The 2,517-nt window shown below is 74.0% G+C and carries 4 protein-coding genes; 3 read left to right on the forward strand and 1 reads right to left on the reverse strand.

All coding sequences use genetic code 11. The annotated features are described in order from the left end of the window. Together G3I40_RS11835 and G3I40_RS11840 are read left to right on the forward strand one after the other, a co-directional pair. On the forward strand, nucleotides 1-365 hold a 365-nt coding region (locus G3I40_RS11835), incomplete at its 5' end, for a C40 family peptidase (RefSeq protein WP_203643887.1). Between the two features lie 35 nt (nucleotides 366-400). Continuing rightward, entirely contained in the window at nucleotides 401-1,603 is a 1,203-nt protein-coding gene (locus tag G3I40_RS11840; protein ID WP_164302118.1) for a hypothetical protein, read from the forward strand. On the opposite strand, the gene G3I40_RS11845 is transcribed toward G3I40_RS11840, so the two are convergent. Next, on the reverse strand, nucleotides 1,604-2,131 hold the full coding sequence (locus G3I40_RS11845; RefSeq protein ID WP_164302119.1) for a PadR family transcriptional regulator: 528 nt from the start codon (nucleotides 2,129-2,131) through the stop codon (nucleotides 1,604-1,606). 94 nt (nucleotides 2,132-2,225) lie between these two features. Between G3I40_RS11845 and G3I40_RS11850 the strand changes: the two genes are divergently transcribed. Then, a partial coding sequence (locus G3I40_RS11850; protein ID WP_343244902.1) for an MATE family efflux transporter occupies nucleotides 2,226-2,517 on the forward strand: 292 nt, incomplete at its 3' end.

The raw sequence follows: 2,517 nt of genomic DNA on the forward strand, positions 1-2,517 counted from the left end.
GCGCCGGTCCCGCGTCCTCGGCCCGTGCGGCCGCCGCGCTCGCCGCCGCCCAGTCCGCGCTCGGCAAGCCGTACGTCTGGGGCGCCAACGGGCCCTCCGGATTCGACTGTTCGGGCCTGATGCAGTGGTCGTACGGGCAGGCCGGGGTCGGTCTGCCGCGCACCTCGCAGGCCCAGCGGTACGCGGGGCAGCAGGTCCCGCTGTCCCAGGCGCGGCCCGGCGACCTGGTCGCGTACGGGTCCGACGCCCACCACATCGGCATCTACGCGGGCAACGGGCAAGTGATCCACGCGCCCTACCCCGGCGCCCCGGTGCGCTACGACCCGGTCGGCATGATGCCGGTCAGCTCCGTGACGCGAGTCTGAGGACGGCTCTTGCGGGACCCCGTACGATCAGCAAGATGGCTGGTCGACGGCGCGGGGTGAGCAGGGCGGGGTGCTTCGTGGCGCTCGGCGCCCTGCTCGGCGTGGTGTCCGGGTGCGACAGCGACGATCCGGCCGCCGACTCCCGCTCGGCCGCCGTGCAGCGCGTCCTGGACCGGCGGGCGGCCGCCGTGCTCGCCCGGGACACCGCGGCCTACCGGGCGACCGGCGGCGCCGACCCGTATCTGCTGCTCGACCTCGCCGAGGTCCCGCTGGACTCCTGGGCGTACGAGCTCACGCGCATCGACGGGTCCGGGGCCCGGGTCAGCGCCGACGCCGAACTGCGCTACCGCGTCGACGGATACGACAAGGCGCCGGTCGTCGCCGCCCGGACCCTGACCCTGCAGCGCACGGACGGCCACTGGCGCGTCATCGGGGACGAGCCCGCGAAGAAGTCCGGGCAGCAGCTGTGGGAGCAGGGCAAGGTGACGGCCGTGAAGGGCTCGCACAGCCTGGTCCTCGGGGTCGGGCAGCAGAAGTCCGTGCTGCGTTCGTACGCGGAGCTGGCCGACGACGCGGTGCCCGCGGTGCAGGACGCCTGGGGGGACCGCTGGGCACGCAGGATCGTCGTCCTGGTCCCCAAGTCCCTCGACGGCATGGGCGGGTTGCTGGGCGCGCCGGCCTCCGGCTACCAGGGGATCGCGGCCGTCACCACGGGCGAGGCGGGCGGCTCCGCCTCGGCGCCCGCGGACCGCGTCGTCATCAACCCCGAGGCGTACGGCGTGCTCGGCACCTTCGGCAAGCAGGTCGTCCTCACCCACGAGACCGCGCACGTGGCCACCCGCGCCGTCACCTCGGCGGCGACCCCGCTGTGGCTCTCCGAGGGCTACGCGGACTGGACGGGCTACCGGAACACGGGCCGCACGCCCGGCCAGGCCGCGCCCGAGCTGCGCCGCGCCGTGCAGGAGGGCACCGCGCCCGCCGCACTGCCCGAGGACGCGGACTTCGGCTTCAGCAGCGACGCGGCCAAGCTGGCACGCGCGTACGAAAGCGGCTGGCTGGCCTGCCGGATGATCGCCGACCAGTGGGGCGAGGCGAAGCTCAACGCGTTCTACGCGGCGGTCGGCGGCCACAAGCAGCGCTCCGGCGCCGTGGACGGTGCCCTGCAGAGCGTCCTCGGCATCGGCGAACAGGACTTCGTTGCGCGCTGGCGGGATTACGTGCGTACGCAACTGGGCTGATCAGGGAGCGAGTTCGGCAAGCGCCTCGCGCAGCCAGGCCCGCTCCGCCGTACCGGTCGCCCGCGCCACCCGCAGCATCCCCCGCCGGAAAAGGTCCTCGGGTTCCTCGGCGCGCACCGGCCGGCCCTCCTCGTCGTAGAAGAAGCTCGCGGGAGTCTGCAGGAAGTCCAGGCGGCGGCGCAGGACCGCGGCCTGCTCGGCGGGGTCGGGCAGGTGCCGCAGGAACGCCAGCAGCGTGTTGAACCGCGTCTGGTCGCTGATCTCGTTCTGCTTCGGGGCGCGGAGGCGGTCGAGCAGGGCCGTGCGGCCGGAGTCCGTGAGGGTCAGGACGCGCCGCTGAGCCGCGCCCGCGCCGGGCTCCGTGTGCTCGTCGAGGCTGCCCGCTGTGCGGAGCCGGGTGATCGCCGGGTAGAGCGCGCCGTCGCTGACCGGGCGGACGTGGCCGCTGAGCGCTTTGATGCGCTCCTTCAACTCATAGCCGTGCAACGGCTGTTCGTAGAGGAAGCCGAGGATCGGCAGCTCCAGCATGCGGGCTCCTGGGCGGTTGCGGGCGGGTCCGGCTCATGGTACCTCTTTTCGAGGTATCGGGTACCTCGAAAAGAGGTACCGGGGAGGGATGGCCGTGGACGGCGCCGAACACCGCAGGACGCTCGTGGGGCTCGCGCGCCCCGTCTACTTCTCGCTGCTCGCCTCGGTGGCGGCCGGGATCATCAACACCGTCTGGGTGGCCCGCCTCGGCGGCGACGCCGTCGCGGCCGTCGCCGTCGCCACGAACGTCGAGAACGTGCTGCTCGGCGTCGCCCTCGTCTTCGGTTCCGGCACGACCGTGCTGGTCGCGCATGCCCGCGGCGCCGCGGATCCTGGGGCGGTGCGGGCCGCGGTGCGCGGCGGGCGGGGGCTGTGCGGGCTCGTCG

It is taken from the genome of Streptomyces sp. SID14478 (assembly GCF_010548525.1).
GTDB lineage: Bacteria > Actinomycetota > Actinomycetes > Streptomycetales > Streptomycetaceae > Streptomyces.